19 protein-coding genes and 1 riboswitch are annotated in these 23560 nt (G+C 34.0%); of the genes, 5 read left to right on the top strand and 14 right to left on the bottom strand.

Annotated features, from left to right (window positions below; translation table 11 throughout):
• The first annotated feature begins 319 nt into the window (after positions 1-319).
• Positions 320-4210 (top strand): type IX secretion system sortase PorU, encoded by a 3891-nt coding sequence (gene porU, locus ACUUYC_RS11835; RefSeq protein WP_474266054.1) that lies wholly within the window; start codon positions 320-322, stop codon positions 4208-4210.
• A gap of 6 nt (positions 4211-4216) precedes the next feature.
• Here the strand turns inward: porU and ACUUYC_RS11830 are convergent, their stop codons facing one another.
• From ACUUYC_RS11830 to ACUUYC_RS11805, 6 genes are all read right to left on the bottom strand, one after another.
• Entirely contained in the window at positions 4217-4960 is a 744-nt protein-coding gene (locus ACUUYC_RS11830) for a head GIN domain-containing protein (RefSeq protein WP_474266053.1), read from the bottom strand.
• A gap of 118 nt (positions 4961-5078) precedes the next feature.
• The gene (locus tag ACUUYC_RS11825; protein ID WP_474266051.1) at positions 5079-5603 is read right to left on the bottom strand and encodes a hypothetical protein; all 525 of its coding nucleotides are present in this window, start codon (positions 5601-5603) and stop codon (positions 5079-5081) included.
• 20 nt (positions 5604-5623) lie between these two features.
• Positions 5624-6190: a hypothetical protein gene (locus ACUUYC_RS11820; protein WP_474266050.1), complete on the bottom strand. Its 567-nt coding sequence runs from the start codon at positions 6188-6190 to the stop codon at positions 5624-5626.
• 151 nt (positions 6191-6341) lie between these two features.
• Positions 6342-6848, bottom strand: a complete 507-nt coding sequence (locus tag ACUUYC_RS11815; protein ID WP_474266049.1) for a nuclear transport factor 2 family protein — start codon at positions 6846-6848, stop codon at positions 6342-6344.
• 161 nt (positions 6849-7009) lie between these two features.
• Positions 7010-7801, bottom strand: coding sequence for a PfkB family carbohydrate kinase (locus ACUUYC_RS11810; protein WP_474266048.1), 792 nt, complete (start codon positions 7799-7801; stop codon positions 7010-7012).
• Between the two features lie 231 nt (positions 7802-8032).
• A complete protein-coding gene (locus tag ACUUYC_RS11805) occupies positions 8033-9127 on the bottom strand; it encodes an acyloxyacyl hydrolase (RefSeq protein WP_474266047.1) in 1095 nt (364 codons plus the stop codon).
• A 204-nt stretch (positions 9128-9331) separates the two neighbouring features.
• Between ACUUYC_RS11805 and ACUUYC_RS11800 the strand changes: the two genes are divergently transcribed.
• The 4 genes from ACUUYC_RS11800 (at position 9332) to ACUUYC_RS11785 (ending at position 10270) form a co-directional block, all read left to right on the top strand.
• On the top strand, positions 9332-9523 hold the full coding sequence (locus ACUUYC_RS11800) for a hypothetical protein (RefSeq protein WP_474266046.1): 192 nt from the start codon (positions 9332-9334) through the stop codon (positions 9521-9523).
• A 37-nt stretch (positions 9524-9560) separates the two neighbouring features.
• On the top strand, positions 9561-9752 hold the full coding sequence (locus ACUUYC_RS11795; protein WP_474266045.1) for a hypothetical protein: 192 nt from the start codon (positions 9561-9563) through the stop codon (positions 9750-9752).
• A gap of 91 nt (positions 9753-9843) precedes the next feature.
• The gene (locus tag ACUUYC_RS11790) at positions 9844-10044 is read left to right on the top strand and encodes a hypothetical protein (RefSeq protein ID WP_474266044.1); all 201 of its coding nucleotides are present in this window, start codon (positions 9844-9846) and stop codon (positions 10042-10044) included.
• 31 nt (positions 10045-10075) lie between these two features.
• Positions 10076-10270, top strand: coding sequence for a hypothetical protein (locus tag ACUUYC_RS11785; RefSeq protein WP_474266043.1), 195 nt, complete (start codon positions 10076-10078; stop codon positions 10268-10270).
• Between the two features lie 86 nt (positions 10271-10356).
• Here ACUUYC_RS11785 and metF read toward each other — a convergent pair whose 3' ends face one another.
• The 8 genes from metF to ACUUYC_RS11745 form a co-directional block, all read right to left on the bottom strand.
• Positions 10357-11313 carry a methylenetetrahydrofolate reductase [NAD(P)H] gene (gene metF / locus ACUUYC_RS11780; RefSeq protein WP_474266042.1) on the bottom strand — a complete coding sequence of 319 codons (957 nt, stop codon included), beginning with the start codon at positions 11311-11313 and terminating at the stop codon, positions 10357-10359.
• 68 nt (positions 11314-11381) lie between these two features.
• Positions 11382-14057: a methionine synthase gene (metH, locus tag ACUUYC_RS11775; protein WP_474266041.1), complete on the bottom strand. Its 2676-nt coding sequence runs from the start codon at positions 14055-14057 to the stop codon at positions 11382-11384.
• 253 nt (positions 14058-14310) lie between these two features.
• Positions 14311-15312: a homocysteine S-methyltransferase family protein gene (locus ACUUYC_RS11770; protein ID WP_474266040.1), complete on the bottom strand. Its 1002-nt coding sequence runs from the start codon at positions 15310-15312 to the stop codon at positions 14311-14313.
• A gap of 235 nt (positions 15313-15547) precedes the next feature.
• Positions 15548-15650, bottom strand: a riboswitch (SAM riboswitch).
• Positions 15651-15751: 101 nt separating this feature from the next.
• Complete coding sequence (locus ACUUYC_RS11765; protein WP_474266039.1) at positions 15752-16732, bottom strand: SAM-dependent methyltransferase; 981 nt, start codon at positions 16730-16732, stop codon at positions 15752-15754.
• 223 nt (positions 16733-16955) lie between these two features.
• The gene (locus tag ACUUYC_RS11760; protein WP_474266038.1) at positions 16956-22472 is read right to left on the bottom strand and encodes a GEVED domain-containing protein; all 5517 of its coding nucleotides are present in this window, start codon (positions 22470-22472) and stop codon (positions 16956-16958) included.
• 282 nt (positions 22473-22754) lie between these two features.
• Positions 22755-22886 carry a hypothetical protein gene (locus ACUUYC_RS11755; RefSeq protein ID WP_474266037.1) on the bottom strand — a complete coding sequence of 44 codons (132 nt, stop codon included), beginning with the start codon at positions 22884-22886 and terminating at the stop codon, positions 22755-22757.
• A gap of 22 nt (positions 22887-22908) precedes the next feature.
• Positions 22909-23160 (bottom strand): hypothetical protein, encoded by a 252-nt coding sequence (locus ACUUYC_RS11750; RefSeq protein ID WP_474266035.1) that lies wholly within the window; start codon positions 23158-23160, stop codon positions 22909-22911.
• Positions 23161-23183: 23 nt separating this feature from the next.
• Entirely contained in the window at positions 23184-23426 is a 243-nt protein-coding gene (locus ACUUYC_RS11745; protein ID WP_474266033.1) for a hypothetical protein, read from the bottom strand.
• Between the last annotated feature and the right edge of the window lie 134 nt (positions 23427-23560).

The raw sequence follows: 23560 nt of genomic DNA, 5'->3' as shown, positions 1-23560 counted from the left end.
AGGTATATATTTTTATCACAGAGGCGCTGATCATTTTACAGTATGGAAAAAAAGGTTTTCTTTTCTTGTTCACAATTGTGTAGCGATACTAATTCTTTTATGGTTTTTGTCAGCAGCAGCATATCTCACTGGTTTTATTAATTAATTTAGAAAATAAATTGTAAAACAATCCAACTTCACTTTAATGTGCAATTTTCATTAAATAAATCAACAATAAAAACAACTTTTTAGCAGTCAAAAAAACAGCTCTCAGAAAATTTTTATCACTTTTAGATAATCTATTCATACTATTCGCATATGTTTTATCGTTAAAAAAGTGATGAAAACAACCACTACATTTCTATTCTTGTGTATTTTTTTTATAAATGTTCATGCGCAAAGCAAACATTTTGAACTCACATGGAAAGAAACAACCACCGATTTTTCTATAGGAAATGCTACAACAGCAATTCAGTTACCAACATTTAATGATGAATATTTTGTTCACAATGAGGACCGAACAATTCGTTTCGTATCTAAATGGGACGATAACCGTAAAGCAAACGAAGCTTCATTACGTATTGAAAATATTATATACGGAAATATGAGTACGATTGCTTTGGGCGCAATTGACAAAACAAAGTTACCTACAGAAATTAAAGCAAATATATACAACGCAAAAGCAAGAGATAGACATGAACATGTATTGATCGTTTCTCCATTGATAAACGAAAATGGCGTTATAAAAAAGGTGCTGAGTTTTGACATTAGTTATAACACAACTTCACAAAATGCTAATAATTTCAACAATCCCGAAACAATTGAAAATTCAATATTAGCTACAGGAAGCTTTTATAAATTTTCGGTAACGGAATCTGGAATTTATAAGATTGACGCAAGTTTTCTAAATCAAATAGGATTCAACACTGGAAATATCAATCCAAAAAAGCTTAAAATTTACGGAAATGGCGGACGCATGTTGCCTTTAAAAAACTCGGACAACGAACACTACGGCATTCCTGAAAACGCTATTACAGTTATTGGAGAAGATGATAATGTATTTAATGCAGAAGATTATATTCTATTTTATGCAGAAGGTCCTGACAGATGGAACAATGAAAGTCAAACTCATATTAATGCATTTACAGACAAAACCTATTATTATATTACAACAGAAGGTATTGAAGATGGGAAAAGAATTCCTGAAATGGTGCAACCATCAGGAACACCAAATACTACTATTACAACATTTGACGATTATCAATTTCACGAAGAAGACAATGTAAATTTGGTGCGTTTGGGACGAAGATGGTTTGGAAATATTTTTAATATTGAATCCGAACAAACATTTGATTTCAATATTCCAAATCTTGTAACTTCTGAACCTGTACTCATCGGAATTAAACCTGCTGCTATTTCCAATGTTGAGACCTTTATGACTACATTAATTAATGGAGAAGCTTTTCAGGATATAAACGGCCTACCTCTTTTTAGCTTTCGTTTCCCTCCTATAACTTCCAATTTCTATGCTACCCAAAATGCTTCAGGTATTCAACTAAGAGCTGGTTTATTGGAAAAAGAAGTAACTGTTAATTCAGAAGACGTAAGCATTACACTAAACTATGATAATAATGGCGTTGCTGGATCAATTGGATACTTAGATTACATTTCCATAGAAGCCAAAAGAAATTTAGTAGGCATGAACGAACAATTCTTTTTTAGACATAAAGATGCCGCGTCAACTACTGGAATTGGCGAATATATTATTGCAAATGCTACTAACGTTTCGCAAGTTTGGGATATTTCAAACATCTGGAATGTATCCAAAATCACTAATGAATCAGCTGCAACTAATTTTTCGTTCAAAACGTCTATGGGAGAAGTTCGGGAATATATTGCATTGGACAATTCAGAAATTCTAATTCCAAACATAGAACCAAACAGCTTAATTACAAATGAAAACCTAAAAGGAACGATATTTTCTACAGGCGATGTTGATTATATTATTATTACGCCACAAGCATTTGCTTCACAAGCGGAACGTTTGGCGGATTTCCATAGAACAAGATCAGGTATAAATGTAAAAGTCGTTGCGTTGGAACATATTTATAACGAATTCAACACAGGAAATCCAGATATTGGTGCTATTCGTAATTTTATAAAATATGTATATGACAATGCAATTTCTAACCAAAACAAACTAAAATACATATGTATGTTTGGTGATGCTTCATTTGATTATAAAGATCGAATTGAAAGAAATACAAACATAATTCCTGTGTTTCATACCTATCAAAGTTTCAGCCTTACCGCCGGTATTATGACGGATGACTTTTATGGAATGATGGACGATGATGAAGGTAATCTCGATATTTTACCAACGCTACAACATTTAGATATTGCAATAGGAAGAATGTTGGTAAACTCACCAAGTCAGGCAAAAACTTTAGTTGATAAAACCTTATCATACTATGCCGAAGGCGCTTATGGAAGATGGCGAAACAACATGACTATTATATCAGATGATGCAGATATTCCACAAGATGCTACTTTACAAACTGATTTGGATGCTTTAGGAGATACCATTGCTGCGAATAAACCTTTTATTAATGTTATTAAAATACATTCGGATTCATTTGTTCAAGAATCGTCTGCTGGTGGATCTCGTTATCCAGAAGTAAATACAACCATTAAAAATAATATTGCTCTAGGTTCTTTGGTCGTCAACTATTTTGGTCATGGTGGAGAAGATGGATTGGCAGGAGAACGAATTTTTGAAAAAACGGAATCGCAAGAATTAAAAAACGAATGCCGATTGCCTTTGTTTATCACAATTACTTGTGAATATACTCGATTTGATAATCCATTGCGTCAAACTGCAGGCGAATTTATGTATTGGAATGAAAAAGGTGGCGCAATTTCTTTAGTATCAACAACTCGACTCATTTTTAAAGATGTTGGACTTCACCTGAATCAAGATTTATCAGAATTAATGTTTGCATACGGATCCAATAATTACATTCCAGTTTCAGAAGCCTTACGATTGGCTAAAAATGCAGAAAGCAATTCCAACAAACGCGTTGTTTTCTACATTGGCGATCCGCTACTTACTATTGCAATTCCAAAACAAAGAATCAATCTAACAGCAATTAACGATGTACCAATTTCACAAACAACAGATATTTTAAAAGCATTGAGTAGAGTTAAAATTTCTGGAAATATCACCAATGATGCTGGCAACTTACTTTCCAATTATAATGGAACTGTTTTTTCTACCATTTATGACAAAAGAATTCAACGTCAAACACTAGCGAATGATCCAGAGTATCAAATGACAATGGATTTTGATACGTTGGGTGAAATTATTTTTAGAGGAAAAGCTAGTGTAACAGACGGAACATTTTCATTTGAGTTTATTGTTCCGCGTGATATTGTAATTCCTGTTGGAAATGGTCGTATTAGTTTTTATGCAAAACAAGAAGGCGTATTAGAAGATCATACAGGTTCCAGTGAAGATTTAAGAATTGGCGAACTCAATGAAGATGCGCCACTTGACAATCAACCACCAACTGTAAATGTATTCATGAATGATGAAAGTTTTGTATCTGGTGGAATTACGAACGAGTCACCATTTTTACTTGCAAAATTATCAGATGAAAATGGAATTAATACCGCAAGCGGAATTGGACATGATATTGTTGGGATTTTGGATGGAGACGAAGCCAATCCAATTATTTTGAATGATTATTATGAAACAGAATTAAACGATTTTACCAACGGAATTGTCAAATTTCCATTCTACGATCTTGCCGAAGGCACACATACACTGACATTAAAAGCGTGGGATGTATATAACAATTCTTCAACTTCTGAGTTACAATTTACCGTATTCAATGAAAATAATTCGCTAACAATTACCAATGTTTTAAACTATCCAAATCCATTTGTGAGTCATACTGAGTTTTGGTTCAATCACAACAGTTCAAGTGAATTAGATATTACGGTACAAGTTTTTACAATCTCAGGAAAAGTTGTCCGTACACTTATTGGAAAAGCAAATACAGGATCGAGTAGTAAAGATTTTAGTTCGCTTTCGCGAGATATTACTTGGGACGGAAAAGATGATTTTGGTGATAAGCTTGGAAAAGGTGTGTATGTATATAAACTTATTGTAAAATCTGCAGCGACCAATCAAAAGGTTGAAAAGTATGAAAAAATTGTATTGTTGTAAAGTTGATTAATTAAAAATCAGTTTTCCTGTGTAGTGAGCTATTAATGTTACAATTGGCGGATGATTTACTGCAATAACATCTCCGGTTCCATACATATTTCCTAAAAGTTCCTGTTTTGGATTTACAATGATATCATTGCTTCCACGTGTAGAAATCGTTACTACATCTGCTATAAAATTTTCAGCTTCTACTCTAGAGTTTCCTCCTGGAAAACTAATAGTAAAATCAGTTGTACTTCCCGAAATAAATAGGTTTGATAAATTATTAAAGACAATGCTTACCTCTTGATTTTGAACCTGCAGGTTGAAATTCCCAGAAGCTGGGCTATCATTTGTAAAGTTTTCAGAAATCAATGTAAGCTTTGGAAACGTAAGGATTCCTTCTGAGCGGACTTCAAATTGCGTTTTGCTATTAATCTCTGTAATATTTGGCGCAGTAACGTAAATCGTTGTAATTCCATAATCACGAACATAATTACAATTATTATGATCGTGTAAAATCAGCGTCTCACCTACAACTTTTGCTTCTACATCATTGATCAAGTTTGATCCTGTTTCCACTAAAACTTCTCGACTTGTGCCTTCTTTCAAAACTAAATTGATGCCTTCATTCACTTCAATTTTTAAAAATTCATTTACACTAATTTCTTCTGTAATGATACTTCCTGAAGTTTGAAAACAATCGTTTGCATCTTCTTTGTTACAAGATATAATTGTTAGTAATAAGAATACGAAGTATATTTTTTTCATTGTTGCTTGCTTGCGATACAGTTTTGTAGGTTTGGGATTTGCAAATTTATAGTTATTCTGCAATATTTAATCCTGACGCAACATTTTTTTTATTTTCATTAAACTTACCTCAATAAATTTATTCCCATTTTGCCTTCTTATTGAGATTTAAAAAGTAGGTCATCGATAACATATGTTTACTAATATTTGACATATTTTTATTGGTGATAGCCATATTTAGTGCATACGTAAATTTAAACCTTTTGATAGCAATTCCGATTTCTGGTCGAGCTCTGAGGCTATTATTTTTTTTCATATCAAAATACCACACAGAAGCAATTCCCATATGAAATCCCCAAAGACTTGACCAAACTGCTAATTTTGGTGCTATAACATAGTTCCGATTGATATAATGTTCGGTTGAGATACTATATCCTTTTCCTTGATATTCTTTTCCATTACCGCCAAGTTCATATTTAAAATAACCTATTTCAAACATGGTTTCTTTGGCAGCATGTATTCCTAAAAGAATTCCTTCCTTTTTAATTTTCTCTTCTATAATTTCGTTAAATGATGTAGAAGTTTTTTTTGTAACAACTTGCGCCAATGCAAATTGACTAGTTACTAATAGCAGTAACGCACAATAAATAAATGTTTTTTTCATTAGAATAGTTTGATTATGTGTTACCATTTTCGTTTTTCCTTCCCTGCTTCTCTATTGAAATTTAAAAAATAAATTGCAGATACCATATGTTTACTAATATAGTTCATGTCTTTGTTCGTAATTGTCATATTTACAGCATACGTCAATTTAAAATCTCCTGAACCAATTCCTATTTCTGGTCGTACACGCAAACTGTTATTCTTTTCCATATCAAAATACCAAGGAAAACTCATTCCTACATTGAAGTATAAGACATTTGCCCAAATAGCCGCTTTTGGCGCAATAATATAATTATGATTGATATAATGTTCTGTAGAAATTGAATATCCTAATCCACCAATAATAGGTATTTTGCTAACTGAATCTTCTTCCCATAAATAATTGAAGTAACCAATTTCAAACATGGTTTGCCTTGCTCCATGAACACCAAAAAGAAGGCCTTCTAGTTTAGGATAGTCTAAAAAATTTTGCCATTTTTCTTTATTTGTTGACGTTTTTATTGTCTTATCTTCTTCTGGAGCCATTTGTGCAATTCCAAATTGAAATACTAGTAAAAGTAGTAGTACTGTATACATTTGTTTTTTCATGTCTTTATTTTTTGATTGATATCATAAAGATCATGTGAATGTCTGATTGTTACAGTAATGTAATTTTACAAGTAAATTTTGTAAATAAGTACAAGCTTTTATATTTTGGGTTTATTAGCCATGTTTTATAGATGTTGTCGGCAACTAGCTTTTACTGTTCAGCGCTTGGTTTTTCGGTTGAAGTTACACAATCAATTTTCCAATCTTCTCCATACTTTTTGTAAATGGCTGTCCAAGCAAAATGTGTCTTACCTTCTACAGCTTCTCCATCTTCATTTTTGTAAGTTACAGTAACTATTTTATCAACTATTGTGTAAGCCATACTACCATCATCTGAAAACTTCACTATTGGTTCAGAAACATCATCCCATTTTAAAAACTCTACGGCAGAAAAGTATCCATTATACCTTGCTATTGTTTCATTCTTCATTGGAGTACTAATTTTCCCTTTATTAACAGATATGAAATTTTCAGAAAGTTGATTTGCAAAAGCAATTGAATCTTTTTTAAAATGATAATCTCTTTGAGCATTATGAAGTTTCAATATTTCCTCCTTTTCTTTTTCTATTGATTGCTCGTGCGACCCGTTACAAGAAAAAAATGAAAGGAATAACAACCCTAATAGTAATGTTATTATAGTGTGTTTAGTTTTGTACATAATTTTTAGTTTGTTACCAATGTGTTCTTGTATAATTAATAGCATTGACTAGGACTAAGTTAGCAAAAGAAAACGAACCAAAGGGGAATCTGTAGGGTTTTCAAAATACACATGTATCAAGCAATTAATCATACACAGTGTTACTTCTATTTTTTAATTTTTCATTCCACACTTCCCATAAATCCTAAAACTTTACTTGCAGCAATTGAACCAGCATTCAATGATTTTGTTATGTTTTTAGTATTAACCCATTCAATACTAAATGCTGCTTGAAAAGAATCACCGCATCCAGTTGTATCAATAACCTTATCGACTTTGACAGCTTCTTGATAGTATGAATTGTTCTTAAAAAAAGCAACACTTCCCTTGGAACCCAAAGTTGCAACTATCATTTTTCCAGATTTCGTAGATAGTTCTTTCAAATCATCTAACATATTTTCTTTGGCGCTCAAAAAAGTAATATCAATTTTATCAATAAATTTCTCAATTTGATTTACTGTAAAATAATCTAAAAAATCAATAACAACTGTTTGATTGTTATTTCTTCTTTTTAATAATTCTTTTAAATTTGGATCTCCTGCTGGCATTGCAACAATTGTACTATCAACAATGTAATTCCAATCATTTTCAGAAAGTCTAAAAATATCAAAAGCGCCACCATTCCAACTATCAGGTTTAAAATACCTATCTCCTTCGTTATCTATAAAAATTTTATTTGAAGCTGTTACTTTACCTATTTCATACAAATGAGAATGATCTATTTTGTTTTGATCAAGATGCTTCATTATTAATTTTCCAAATTTGTCATTTCCTACTGCTCCAATAACCGATACATTTTCAATATTGGATAATTTACATTGAGTTGCAAAATTTAATGAATTTCCTCCTACATATATTTTATCTTTTTCTGGAAAAAAATCTACACAACAAGAAGTCAATGCTGTTATTTTCATATTTCTGTTTTTTAATACCACATAATGGTTTTGTGTATGATTTCGTTGAATGTTTCAGCAACTAATTTAGTAATCGAAACGAACCAGTGCAAATTTCATAGGAATTTCCAAGTAAGCGAGTATTAACTATTAATTATACACGGCTTAAGTTAGCATTTCATTAAATTAGAAATATTAATCATACAGAACCTAAGAGAAGAATAGGTTTATTGTATTAAACTGACATTAGTTTTACAAGCGAATTCCAACACCAAATTCTACAGCTTCAGCTTTGGCTGCATGCGATTTTAGCGTCACAGCTGCAAACCATTTTTTACCAAAATAACGTTTCATTCCAATACGTATGTAGGTACGTCCTTCAAAATCAACTGGATAATAGACATAATATCCAAATTGTGTGACTACAGAAAGTTTATTGATGAATAATTCATGTCCTGCAAAAACCCCAACACGTTTGTAGTCTTCATCACCTTTTACGTTTCCTTCAGGAAATGCAATTGATCTGTATCGAATCCATTCTTCCAAGAAATTTGAAACGAATACTTCTGTTCCTAATTGAATGGCACTTTTGCGTCCTACACGTTTGTCTGCATATGCAGAAAGTATATAGAAACCATATTGTCCACTTCCAATGGCATCACTTTCATTGATTCCAGCACGTAGTACAAAGTTGAATTTTATAGGTTCGGAAAAGTTTTGTTCAACTTCATTTTTTTGATATTCAATCAATGAAGTATCATCTAAACTGTAATTGACTCCAACATTTAAAGCCAATGTATTGATACTTGTATTTGGTGCTTTAATATTTGCATTTGAGTAGTGAATGAATGACAAACCAGCTTGCACACCAAATCGTTTGAATAGGTTTTCTTTTTTATAATTGAGCATTAAATACGTACTACTCATCAAACGAGAACCAAATGCAATGTTTCGGAAGTTATCTTTTTTATCATACGGATTGTTTGTGTATGCCAATCCTTGCCCAAGACGTAACATTATATTTCGCTTTAAAAAGTAGAAATTATAATGCGCATACAAGGCAACATTTTTCCCTAAGTATTCATTGTTAAAGTTTTGATAGCTCAGTGAAACTCCATAATCTGGATAGTTATAGAACTCTGACCAATCGTCATTACCAAATGTTTTACGATTGTAACTTACAATAAAACCTTCTGGATGTCCTATGATTAAGTGTAGAATATCATTATTGTGTCGTACAATGTTTCCTGTAAAATAATTTACATCAATAGAAGCTGCTTTTGACGTTTCTTCTTGCGCAAATGCAAATACAGAATAGAAAAGTAAAATAAAAACTACATTCTTCATAGGGAAGACAAATGTAGTTTTTATTTTAAAAAGAAGCTTTTTTCCAACACATTTCTTGATAAAAAGCAAAGTTATTAGATAAATGAAAAAACATTTACTGTATCAAAGTGTTAACTACTGCATACACGTACTAGTTGTAATGGAAAACCGCTACAGCTAACTATTTCGTTTTTATATATTTAGACTTAACCAAAAACTTAGATCATGAAAAAAAAGTCTATTAAAAAATTGAAATTGAAGAAAGCATCAATTTCTACATTAAACGCAAATGCATTAACTGGAGGAACTATTGGAGGAACATTGTTCTGTCAATCAGTAAACATTTGTGAAACTATTGATTTCACAAGATGTGATGGACAGCTTTATTGCCAAATTTATGATAGAAACGAACGATAATTAATTATTATTTTTTTAACCACAAATACTCAAAATCATGAAAAAAAGATCAATTCAAAAATTAAATTTAAATAAAAATGCTGTCTCAACTTTAACAGCTAATGCATTATCAGGAGGAACACTTGGCAATTCACAATTTTGTATTTCAGTTAATTTCTGTGAAACTATAGATTATACAGCTTGTAATGGAGAGTTTTTCTGTCAAATTTACTTTGAACCACAGCGATAATCAGATATAAATTATAAAAAGTGGAATGTTATCATTCCACTTTTTTGTCAGTTTTTCCTATAAAATTGACATAATAACCTAAAAAAACACCATGAAAAAAAAGTCAATTCAAAAACTTAGTTTAAATAAGGCATCAATATCCACATTAAATGCAAATTCAGTAAAAGGAGGAACAGCTCTTTCTGTAATTGTATGTGAATCTCAAGATTTTTGTGAAACTATCGATTACACAAGATGCAGAGGTGAATATAATTGTCAGTTGTACCAATTTACAACTACTCAAGATTTTTAGATAACTATTCTTAATTTAAAAAACTACAACCATGAAAAAAAAATCAATTCTTAAGTTAAAATTAAAGAAAGCATCTGTTTCTGCTTTGAATGTTGAAAAAGTTAGAGGTGGATTTGGAGATTCAGTATATATCTGTGAATCTATAGATCTTTGTGTAACTAGAGATGTTACAAGATGTTATGGAAACTGGAACTGTGGATTATTTGATCCAAACACAAACCTTTAAATAATATTAAATAACTATTTACCCGTTTAGTAATTAGTTAAAGAGGAAGAATTTAAGGCGTTCTTCCTCTTTTTTTATGCTTAAATTTAAAATACTGCTTTGGCTATTGCTTCAATATTACTTGATTTCCCCATAGAATAATAGTGCAGTATTGGCACATTTGCAGCAACCAATTCTTTACTTTGTTGAATGCACCATTCAATTCCTACCTGACGAACTTCTTTATTGTCTTTGCAACGTACTACGGACATAATTAAATCATCTGGCAAATCTACTTTGAAGCGATGTGGAATTAAGTTCAATTGTTTTTTTGTTGCTATTGGTTTCAATCCTGGAATAATAGGAACTGTAATTCCTTCATTTCTACATTTTTCAACAAATTCAAAATATTTTTGATTGTCAAAAAACATTTGTGTCACTATATATTCCGCGCCAGCTTTAATCTTTTTCTTTAAGAAATGTATATCCGAATCTAAACTTGGTGCTTCCATATGCTTTTCAGGATAACCAGCAACACCAATACAAAAATCCGTTTTTGAAGAATTGAGTAACTCTTCATCCAAATATTTTCCATTATTTAAATCTTGTATTTGACCAACCAATTCTGAAGCATATCTATGTCCTTCTGGTTCTGCTCTAAAATACGTTTCGCTTTTTACGGCATCTCCACGTAAGGCAACGACATTGTCAATTCCTAGAAAATCCATATCAATTAAGAAGTTTTCTGTGTCTTCTTTTGTAAATCCACCACACAAAATATGCGGAATGGCATCTACTTGGTATTTATTTTGAATTGCCGCGCAAATTCCAACTGTTCCTGGACGTTTTTTTACCACTTGTTTTTTCAACAATCCATTGTCCAATTCCTTAAATGTATATTCTTCACGGTGATACGTTACGTCAATAAATGGTGGTTTGTATTCCATTAGCGGATCAATATTATCAAAAATTGATTTGATGTCCTGCCCTTTTAATGGTGGTAATATTTCAAAAGAAAATAGTGTTTCTCCGTTGGCTTGTGCGATATGATCTGTTACTTTCATGCTTTTCTAGTATTGAGTTTTGAGTAATTTGTATGAGACTTGCTTACTCGGCTCTTATATTTTTCTTTTTAATCTGCTAATGTTGGGTGCAGCCATTTTTGTGCTTTCTCTATTGTGATTCCTTTTCGGTTTGCAAAATCTACTACCTGATCGTGCGTAATTTTCCCCAATCCAAAATACTTTGCTTCTTCATTTCCAAAGTAATACCCTGAAACTGCTGCCGCTGGCCACATTGCCAAACTTTCGGTTAACGTAACACCAATAACTTTTTCGACATCTAGCAATTCCCAAATAGTTTCTTTTTCCAAATGATCGGGACAAGCTGGATATCCTGGCGCTGGACGAATTCCTTTGTAATTTTCTTTAATTAAATCTTCGTTCGTCAACTCTTCATTACTTCCGTAACCCCAATGTTTCGTTCGGACTTGTTTGTGTAAGTATTCTGCAAATGCTTCTGCAAAACGATCTGCAATTGCTTGCGCCATAATTGCATTGTAATCGTCTTGTTTTTCTTTGTAACTATTTGCCAATTCGTCTGCTCCAAATATCGCAGTACAAAACGCGCCCATGTAATCCGTTTTTCCACTTTCTTTCGGCGCTATAAAATCTGCCAATGCAATGTTTGGAACTTCAGCACGCTTTTCCAATTGTTGACGAAGCGTTCTAAAAACACCAATTTCTTTTCCTTTTTTCTGAATAGAAATATCATCATCATTAATTGTATTTGCTTCAAAAAGTCCGAAGATTCCTTTTGCTTTTAACGATTGTTTTGTGATGATTTCTTTAATCATTTCTTGCGCATCAACAAATAATTGTGTCGCTTGTTCTCCTACGATATCATCTGTTAATATTTTTGGATAATGACCGTGTAAATCCCATGATCTAAAGAATGGACTCCAATCAATGAACGGAACAAGTTCCTTTAAACTAAGCTGTGTTAACTTTTGAATCCCGAGCTCTTTTGGTTTTGTAATGTTGCTCGTTTCCCAATCGATTTTATATTTTTTCTTTCTAGCATCAGCTAAAGAAATGTATGATTTTGCTTTTCTACGTTTTAGAAATTTTTCACGAAATTCATCGTAGTCTTGTTTAAGTTTCTCACGGTATTCTTTTGATTTTTTCTTGTTTAATAAGTCACCAACTACCGTTACTGCTCTTGATGCATCATTGACATGCACAACTGCATTTTTGTACTCTGGATCAATCTTAACTGCCGTATGTGCTTTAGATGTTGTTGCGCCACCAATAAGCAATGGAATGTTGAAATTTTGACGTTCCATTTCTTTAGCTAAGTAGACCATTTCATCTAACGAAGGCGTAATTAAACCAGATAATCCGATAACATCTACGTTTTCAGCTTTTGCTGCTGCGATGATTTTTTCTGGCGGAACCATCACACCAAGATCTACAATTTCATAGTTATTACAACCAAGTACTACACTTACAATATTTTTACCAATATCATGCACATCGCCTTTTACTGTTGCCATTAACACTTTACCGATAGCTTGTTGTTTTTCTCCTTTTTCTGCTTCAATAAAAGGATTTAGATAGGCAACTGCTTTTTTCATTACACGTGCCGATTTTACTACTTGTGGTAAGAACATTTTTCCAGAACCGAATAAATCTCCAACGACATTCATTCCAATCATTAGATTTCCTTCAATGACTTCTATTGGCTTTTCGGCTTTTTGACGCGCTTCTTCTATATCTTCAAGGATATATTTGTCTATTCCTTTTACAAGTGAATGTGTAATACGTTCTTGCAGTTCATAACTACGCCATTCTTGCACCGTTTCTGTATCTTCTTTTTTGATTCCTTTGAACGCTTCCGCTAGATCCAATAAACGTTCAGTTGCATCTTCTCGACGATCCAGAATTACATCTTCAACATGTTCGAGCAAGTCTTTTGGAATGTCGTCATAGACTTCTAACATTGTAGGATTTACGATTCCCATGTTCATTCCAGCTTGAATGGCATGATATAGAAATACAGAGTGCATTGCTTCACGAACCACATTGTTTCCTCTGAACGAGAACGATACATTACTGACACCACCACTTACACTTACATTTGGATACGTTTCGCGCGTCCAACGTGTTGCTTCTATAAAATCGATAGCATTTTTACGATGCTCATCCATTCCTGTTGCAACAGGAAATATGTTTAAGTCAAAGATGATATCTTCTTCAGGGAAACCTACTTTATTAACTAGTACATCTCGAGAACGCTCAACAATTTCCAAACGTCTTTCATAGTTATCTGCTTGTCCAACCTCATCAAAAGCCATTACAATAACAGCAGCTCCATAGCGTTTGATTTGCGTTGCTTCCCAAATGAATTTTTCTTCACCTTCTTTTAGAGATATTGAGTTTACAACCGATTTTCCTTGTACAACTTGCAAGCCTGCTTCGATGATTTCCCATTTTGAACTGTCGATCATGATTGGTACACGACAAATATCTGGTTCGGCAGCAATCAAGTTTAAAAACTTTACCATTGCTTCTTTTCCATCTATTAAACCATCATCCATATTGATATCGATGATTTGCGCACCACCATCAACTTGGTGACGAGCAATTGCCAACGCTTCATCAAATTTCTCTTCTTTGACGAGTCGCAAAAATTTACGCGAACCTGCTACATTAGTACGTTCTCCTACATTTATAAAGTTGCTATTTTCGTTTAGAACTAATGGTTCTAAACCTGAAAGTCGCATGAATTTTGTTTGCTTTATTTTCATGATTACTTCTTCAATTATCTTTTCTCTTCATTTTTAGAGAGATTTTTGCTAATTTGTTTTTTCAAAAATCATCTACTTATGTATATCGAATGGGAGTTTTTTATCTCTCCAATTTTTGGTGCTTTATTAGGCTTAGTATTTGCTTTGTTTGAACCTATTTTTATTTCTACAGATACTACATTTAAACAACGTTTTTATTATTATGGAAAGGTCTTTGTTTTTATAGGTCTTCTTTTAACTTTCCTAAATAAAATTATGAACTAACAACCATTTTACGTGGTTCATATTTTGCTGCAACATTAGCAATTGCTGTAATATGATCGGGCGTTGTTCCGCAACAACCACCAATGATATTGATGAGATTCTTTTTTAGATATTCTTCTATTTGTGCTGCCATTTCTGCTGGCGATTCGTCATATTCTCCAAAAGCATTTGGCAATCCTGCGTTTGGATGCGCTGAGATTGCAAAGTCCGTTTTGTTAGCAATGGCTTCTAAATGCGGCTGTAATAGGTTTGCTCCTAATGCACAATTGAATCCTACCGATAGTAATGGAATGTGTGATACAGAGATTAGAAATGCTTCAGCAGTTTGACCAGATAGTGTACGCCCACTTGCATCTGTAATTGTTCCGCTTAACATTACTGGCACTTCAATGTTTCTTTCTGCTTTTACTTCTTCAATGGCAAATAGTGCTGCTTTTGCATTGAGCGTATCGAAGACAGTTTCTACTAGTAATAGATCTACGCCACCATCTAATAGTGCTTCCGTTTGTTGTTTGTACGCAATGCGCAATTCGTCAAAAGTTACGGCTCTGAACCCTGGATCGTTTACATCTGGAGACATACTTGCCGTTCGGTTTGTTGGACCTATAGAACCTGCCACAAAACGTGGTTTGTGTGGTTCTTTTTTTGTGAATTCGTCTGCGACTTCTTTCGCTATTTTTGCCGATTCAAAGTTGAGTTCGTAGACTAAGTTTTCCATTTGATAGTCAGCCATAGCAATGGTAGTTCCGGAGAATGTATTTGTTTCTACAATGTCTGCTCCGGCTGCAAAGTACTTCGCATGTACTTCTTTGATAGCATATGGTTGCGTGATGGACAGTAAATCGTTGTTTCCTTGTAATGGTGTTGCATAGTCTTTGAAACGTTCGCCACGGAAATCGGCTTCCGTAAATTTATACGCTTGTAACATGGTTCCCATAGCGCCATCGAGGACTAGGATTCTTTTTTCTATTTCGTTCCAGATATTTTTCATTTTCTCTTTTCTTCTTTTACGTATGGATTCCTGACTGCGCAGGAATGACAGTATGAATGTTTTCTTTTTCTTCGTTCTTAGAGTTTCTCATTTTCATGAAAACTTCAGCGTTAAGGATAGTAGCGACATCCTTTTTTTAAAAAAAAGATATAGCGAATAGCCTGACCCGTTAGGGTAACGCCCAAATAAATAATGTGTATCAAAAAAGTGTGAGGAAATAACGAGAATTTCTCTTTGGTTATCTATCCGCTTGCGCAGTAGAATGTAGCACCTTCTTTATGTGTAAAGGGTTGCTAAGGCTTCATCGGGTCTAATCCCTCTGCCTTTCTTGATAACTATCAGTATAGGTATGAACTATTTTACACAAATTAACGGCTTCCTTTAAGAAGATGCAAGTATTTTGTGATGATTTTTAAACGATAACGTTTTAGTTATTTGTTTAATTCTTTAATTTGAGTTCAACAGATGGTTTTAGTTGATAGAAAAAGTTCACATTTGGCGCATCTAGTGGATATGCAATTTCCATTTCGAACGGAATGCTGAGTGATGATTCATTTCTGTCTAACCAAATATCGTTGTGTACATGTACTTTGGTATCCACAATCATTGTGCTGTATTTTTCTTCACCGCCTATGTTTATTGTTATAGATGGGAATGATTCTGGTAGTGATTTGCTTCCATCATTGATTTTTACAGCTTCACGAACATCTAGTATAACAACCGCTTCTTTTTCTTTTTTAACATCTTCTCCTTCTTGTTTTGGATATGTTAAACTTGCTTGTACTATAACATTGTTTGGAACTACTGCACAGTTTTTTGATAGTTGCGGCAACATATTCCACAAGATTGGCACATATGATTCTCGGTAGAGCAATGCATCTAAAGTTTCACTGAATAGGATATGATATTTTTTTGCATCAGGAATTTGAAATGTTACTGCATCAGCCGTATGATATGTATTTACGTATGCAGACAATCCAAGTTCGTTGATTAGTTTTTCGGCTAGTTTTATGGAAGCTGAATTGATTTCTAATACTGAAAATTGCACTTCTTTTGGATTAAATAATGGTGCTACTAAGGTTACAAATGGTGCATATGGTCCACAACCTGCATAGAATATATTAATGGTTTCGTTTGGATGCTGTTGTTGTTTCTCATGAATGAGCGATACCATTCCTTTTAGGAATTTTGAGGTTCTTTGGTAATCTATTAAACAAGCAGCAGCATGGTTTAATGATATTGCCATTCCGCTTGCTGTTGGAACAGCTGACACATTTTGAAAACCTTTATCGATGTTAGCTATATCTGTTATTTCAAGAAAGTGTTTGTGTACTTCATCGATAGCTTCTTTAGCTTTTGAAGGGTTCGATTGGTTTTCTAATATGACTGTTGAAAGTTGTTTGATGGTATTGGCTTGCATGCTCGTTTTTATTTTGCATAAAAGTAAGTGAACCTTTTGTATTTAACAACCCGTATTTATATGTGATTCTGTTTTAGGTTTTTGAGTTTTGGTTATAATTAAAAAAGCTTCTTGCATTGCTGCAAAAAGCTTTTTTTTCACCTTTTTATTGTATAATTAATATTTTAAAAAAAAGCCATTTAATTGCGATTTCCATATTTTAACGCCTTAACCTACTTGCCGCTTAATAAATGACTTTTTGTATTTTTTGCTTTCCATTACGAAGCATTACTTTTACAATTAATGGACTGTATGTTGGTTTTAATTGTGTGATGTTGTAATTGTTTTGGTTGACATCTTTTACTTGTATTAATCGTTTACCTAAAATGTCATACACAATAATGTCTTCTATTTGATTGTTGTTTGAATTAATTTTAATTTGATTGTTAGCCGTATAGATTACAATTCCTGTGTTGGATTCAAACTCACTTGTATCTAGTGTACTGTTATCAATATATCGAAGTACGAAACGATCTTCATATGTTCCTTTACTTGTAGAAAAACTGTATGGTGTTGTGCGTAAATCGTGTACTGTTCCAGTGTATGTGTCTTCTAAATAGATATCTTGACTTGTATTTTCGAATAGTCCATCAACAGCATTGATAGCTATTGAATAGTTACCAGTTTCTCCTGTTTTAATTCCTAATGGTATAATGTCTGAATCTTGAAATGGTACTGCTCTTCCCTGAATAGACATTTTTTCATCATTTAACATTGAATAAATTTGCAAGCTAGCACTACTTAGATTGTCTCCATCAAAAAGTCCATCTCTGTCATTAGAAGCTCCTTCAATGTATCCAATTAGTGTTGATGTTGCTGTATTATTTGATGCAATAATGTCTAGCCAAATTCTATTTTTTTCGATAGGTGTATTTTCTATTTGACCTATTGAAGTGTCAGTATTTGGCCTGTAAAACTGATCATTTGTATAGGCAACTCCACGCATTGAGTTATTGAATTCGATGGTTGACGAAGCTGGTGCTGCATCATCCATGAGCACAAAAAATGCTTGACCCGCTGCAATGTTGCCATTGAAACCTACAGGGTTTGATCCTGTACTATTGTATTGAATGTAATCGTCTTCATTATAGTTATACGCATAGTTACTGTAAAACTGATCGCTGTATGCGTCACTTGGCGAGCTTAAATGTCTCCAAAGATATACTGTTCCTGTAATTGTTCCTGGATTTGTATCGTCTGTAATTATGGAAGAATTTGTAGTAATAAATGCGTCCGCAGATATCGCTGATGGATATGGGTTTCCTACTAAGTTCCAGTTATCATCTAAGTTCGTTGCCATTGTTGATCCGTATCCAGGATAGTCTACTCCTGTATATGAACCTCTTGTAACTGCCGTGTTGATCACACCATTATTTGGGCGTCCAACAAATTCGGCTGTATTTGCAACAGAAGTTCCTGATACTCCTCTTATGATATAGCCACTTCCTGCTCCCATAGTTCCAGAAGCGCCTTGCCATTCTCCATATTCACCTACACCATTACCAACTACCGAAGGAATCCATCGGTAAATGTACCAAGGTTGTGTTCCAGGTGAAACATTTGCAATATCAAATCCTTCTACTGCAGCTGACCAATATATGTAATCAGTACTATTGAGACCTGTAACTGCTCTATTCATATTGATGTTTCCAGTATTGTTGTTAGAGGTTACGTCTGTGACTTGAATTAGGCTTGCACTATCGTTTATGTTTAATGTTCCTCCTGATTCTACTGTAATCCAATCTGTAACTGTTAGTGACGACGACGACGACATTTCTAAATGTGCGCCATTTTTTATAGTTATATTTTTTGCTAGTGCTGCTCCTGAAATCGTCGTATCAAATGTTAGACCATTGTCTTTTATGATGACACAATCGTCTGATGTTGGAACTAAATTTTGTGCCCAATTTGATGCTACGCCCCAAGCATCAACACCACTGTCGAATACTCGTGTATTGTTTGTAATATCGAAATCATAACTTGCCGCTCCACATCCGTTAGATAAGTTAGCGTTGATAGTAAATGAATATGATGGTTGCTCTAATTGTGCCAATGTTGGCATTGCATATACTGTAGCATAACTTCCTGAAACATATGGAGTATCTCCTATTCCGTCATTTGTAGTGTCTATAAATAAATCTACTATACCTGATGGTGACGTGGTCCAATCTACAACACTTACATCTTTGTCTCCAAATAGTTTAATGTTATCGACTGCAACTCCATCTACCCAAACTCCATAAAATCGTACTCTTACACTTAGTGTTGGTTCGTTTATATATGCTGTTAGATCGTATGAAAGCGTTTCAAATTTTGTTCCAATTCCTACATCCACAACAATATTTGGTGTAACAGCTGTCCAGTTGGTACCATCCGTAGAAGCTTCTATCGCTAAGTAATCGTCCGTAGCACCAACACCATCGGCTAAATAGTGTGAATAATAACAATCTAAACTTAGAGTAAGGTTTACATAGTCGGTAGTATCATATGAAGTGGTTGATTGCAACGCATTGTCCGTTGTATAGGGAGTTCCAAATCCATCTTCTCCAACATCTGAGTTACTGATGACAAATTGATCAGTTCCAAATCCTGACGATATTGCAGGAAACCATACTTGTTCGGCAGGAATGAATGTGCTCGTTTGGTTTTGCCATGCCGTAAGATTGTTTATTGTTGTACCATTGTCACTGAGAATCACATTTGTAAACGCACCTAAAGTTCCTGATTCAAAATCTTCATCAATTAGGAATACGTCGTCAATATCACCTGCAGCAGATATTTGTAGCATATCATTTTCTCCGCAGACTACTCTTTCGGGCACATCGGGCGTTACTGTTAGTGCTGGCACAGGATTGAATTGTGCAGTAATTGGTTCACGCACCCATGATTCACAAGTTCCATTGAATGCTGTTACATAGTAGGTAGTTGTAGTACTTATTGAAGGTGTTGTCCAGTTTCCAGTGAGTGTTGTTCCTTCTAAGTTTCCGCCAGTTTCCGCATCATACCATCTGTATTCTGTAACCGATGGCGTCCCAGTTCCTGTTACGGATAAATCCACTGTTCCAGTACCACAAGTTTCTCCACCTGTTACACTTGTAATTAAGGCATCACAAAACGGTTCTACTGTAAATAGGTAATCTTCAGCTTCTCCAATTTGGTCAGAAGGCGCTCCATCTACAAAATTTTCACAAGGTGTAAAATCGTAGACATGATCATCACTTACAGTGTTATAAATTCTAATTCGAATTTTGTAATCTCCTATTGCAGTTCCTAATGGAATTACAAAACCAAAGGTTACTGTTGTCGTTGCTACGTCTTCAGAATCATATACTTCTTCTGTTGTAAAATCAAATATATCGTCTTTGTTCCAATCAACCCAAGCTTTGATTCTACCTCTTAAGTTTGCTTCTACATATACGTTTACTCCTTCTCCTTCTACTTGTCGAGATAGTGTTGGCAATCCTGTAAAATCTTGATAACCATTACTAAATCCAGTTCCTGCATTGGTAACATCTTCTAGTGTACCTAAAAAACTTATTGTATCAATATATCTTTCATCAGGAGAATCTGTTGTAGGTGTACAATTTACAAGTGACGGCGTTGTTATACAGATATCAAATGTACCTGCATTCCCTGCATTGCCATAACTGTACACACGTACATAGTATGTTGTTCCTATTGTTAATCCTGTTGCATTGATGACTTCTGTACCAGCTCCTGTAGTTCCATCTGCACAAGTAATATTAGTTCCATCACAAGCGCCTGAACGTAAATCTAATACAAGATCATTTATGGTTCCTGCTGTTGCTGTAATATCGTGATCTGTGGCTGTTGCAACAAAACTATACCAAACATCATCGTCTGCATTTCCAGTAAATCCACCACAACTAATTGCGGTAATACTTTGCGTAGCATCTATTGTAGTACCTGAGGCACTTGTAACACAAGTTGTTGTAGGGCTTACGGCTAATGAAGTTGCGTTGGCACAATCATCATTTGAAGGTCGAATTATTGGTGTTGTGACACAAATATCAAATGTTCCTTCGTTTCCTGAACCTCCAAAACTATACACGCGAACATAATAGGTAGTTCCAATAGATAAACCTGTTGCATTAAGCACTTCCGAACTGCTTCCTGTGGTAGCATCTGCACAACTTACATTTGTTCCGTTACATGTTCCTGAGCGTAAATCTATGACTGCGTTTGTTAGTGTTCCTGCCGTTACAGTAATATCATGATTTGCTTGCGTAGCTACAAAACTATACCAAACATCATCATTGGCATTTCCTGTAGAACCTCCACAGTTTATGGCAGCCAAACTCTGCGTAGCATTTTCTGTGGTTCCTGAAACACTTGTTGTACATGTTGTTCCACTTACAGTTAACGCTGTTGCATTACCACAGTCATCATTTATTGGCGGTTGTGGTGGTGTTGTAACACAAATATCAAAGGTTCCTACTTGCCCTGCACCTCCTGCACTGTATACACGAACATAGTATGTAGCTCCCAAGGTTAACCCAGTTGCGTTTATTACTTCTGCGTTTGAGCCTCCAGTATTATCGGCACAGTCTATATTTGTTCCATCGCAAGCACCAGATCTTAAATCTATAACTGCATTACCTAATGTTCCTGGGGTTACTGTAATGTCATGTTCAAAAGCAGTCGCTACAAAACTATACCATACATCGTCATCTGCATTTCCTGCGGTTCCATTGCAAGTAATCCCTGCAATACTTTGTGTAGCATTTTCTGTTGTTCCTGTTGCACTTGTAACGCAAGTATCTGTAGGACTTACGCCTAATGCAATAGCATTTGCACAATCATCATTTGGAGGTACAACTATTGGTGTAGTCACACAGATATCAAAAGTACCTGCATTTCCAGCATTACCATAACTGTATACACGAACATAATAGGTAGCTCCAATTGTTAATGTTGTAGCATTTATTACCTCGTCATTACCTCCTGTTGTTCCATCTGCACAATCTATATTAGTTCCGTCACATGCTCCAGATCGTAAATCTACTACTAAATCATTTATGGTTCCTGGACTTACTGTTATATCGTGACTTGTAGCTGTTGCTACAAAGCTGTACCAAACATCATCATCTGCATTCCCTGTAAAACCACCGCAACTAATTGCAGTAATACTTTGTGTAGCACTTGTAGAATCACCCGCAGTAAGCGTTACACATGTACTTGTTGGACTTACACTTAATGAAGTTGCATTGGCACAATCATCATTTGCAGGACCAGTACTTGGAGCACTTGTAATCAATGTTACAACAATATCTCCGTTAAGGTTGTTTGTTGTTGCACAATCATATCTATTTAAGTGAATTCTGTAATCGCCAGTAACCGTTGGAGTAAAATCAATGGAAGCTTCTGTACTAGTAGTACATGCAGGACCATTATCATCATTGAATGCTACGGAAGTTCCACCAGAATCACGTATTGTCATCTGCGTATCAAATCCAGAGCCACAATTTGAAGCACGATATGTAGCACCAGCAATCATATTTGTAATTAAGAAATTTCTGCGGCCTCCATTATTTTGAGGTGGCGTACAACTAATACTATTTCCTACAACAGTAGGAGCCGCTGTTGTACATTGTACTCTATTTATTCCAGCACATTGTGCTGTAGCATCAACATAAAAAAGACACACAACTAAGAGTGTCATCCAAAAGGGGAACTTCATAGATTGGTAGGGTTTAGGGTTCGGGTAATAGGGCTATTTTGTTTTTTTAAAATTAAAAAATATATCTTTTCATTTAACTTTAGAAAACTGCATTTCAACCTTATTTTCAAACACTTCACCGAAATGAACGTCGTTTTTTTAAATCAAAACCCCTTCTACCCTCCTACATATAAGACGTTTACGGTTTTCCGTAAAAAATAATTAATCTTAAGGAAATTTTCTAATTTCATACAAAAAATTTCTTTTTAATAAAAAAAGCGAGCCGAAGCTCACTTTTTAATATTAGTGTAAGTTACACAAGTAACAACGTGTAAAAGTACGATCTGGAGGTAAGCCTCCTTGTGTTTTTTGTTGTGTAAATGTTGAAATTGTTTTTTTGATAAGTTGTAAACTTTTAAGATTTCTTTTTTTCATGGTTTTGTTATTTTGGTTTTAATTATGCACAGTCTCTACATGTAGGAAATTCTGTCTGTGTGATACAATCTATAAATACACTTACACATTCTTTTTGTTGTGTTCGTTGGCAATCGAGTGTCCTAAGACAGATATTGACACCATTTGCATCTACAAAAGTTCGGATACATACCAATACAGAATTTGTCGTGTTTCCTCCTTTATTTTTTGATGCATCAAGATTAGAGATTGTTTTTCTATTGAGCGATAAGCTTTTTAATTGTTTTTTCTTCATGATTCTAGTATTTTCGGTTCTAATTATTCGCAGTTTCTACATGTAGGAAACTCTGTTTGTGTAATACATGTTATTATTATACTTGCACAATTCTTTTCAGTTAGAACACATTCAACACTTTGAATACAAATGTTTCCGCCATTAATATGCACTATTGTTAAGGGACATATTTCAGTTCTAGCAATTCCTCCTGTGTTCTTTGATATATCAAGATTAGAGATTGTTTTTCTGTTTAAGGCTAAACTTTTTAGATTCTTTTTTTTCATGATTTTTAATGTTTTAAGATTAATAATCAATAAGTTAAAATTTATTCTTCAACATGAATTACGGGTTTCCCATACTTAACACTCATTTTATATAACTAAAATCATTCATAACCATACTTATCAAGAACACATTA

This window comes from Kordia sp. E (assembly GCF_056033805.1).
Note: the sequence above shows the minus strand (reverse complement) of the source record. Positions and strands in the feature narration are given on the sequence as shown.